The sequence below is a fragment of the Jeotgalibacillus marinus genome, assembly GCF_040801915.1.
In the GTDB taxonomy this organism is placed as follows: Bacteria; Bacillota; Bacilli; order Bacillales; family Jeotgalibacillaceae; genus Jeotgalibacillus; species Jeotgalibacillus marinus.
This window is the reverse complement of sequence record NZ_JBFMIA010000393.1, coordinates 1-209: the sequence shown is the minus strand read 5'-3', so window position 1 is coordinate 209 and position 209 is coordinate 1. Positions and strand designations below refer to the sequence as shown.

The following is a 209-nucleotide window of genomic DNA, read 5'->3' as shown; positions in this document are numbered from 1 at the left end:
CGCTGCGCCTCCGCGGCGACTACCTCGCCATCGTCACCCTCGGCTTCGGCGAGATCGTGCCCCGCTTCATCCGCAACCTGGGCGTGTTCTCGGGCGGCGTCAACGGGCTGTCCGCCCTCGACCCCCCGAGCCTGCCGGCCTGGATCAACGGTCCCTGGGCGGGGCTCGACTTCGGCATCCAGCAGGACTTCCGGTTCACGACCGGCAAC

The 209-nt window shown here is 70.8% G+C and carries 1 pseudogene; it reads left to right on the top strand.

Going from position 1 to position 209, the window contains the following annotated elements:
- Positions 1–209 (top strand): annotated as a pseudogene (locus tag AB1471_RS18275) (hypothetical protein); the annotation flags it as partial.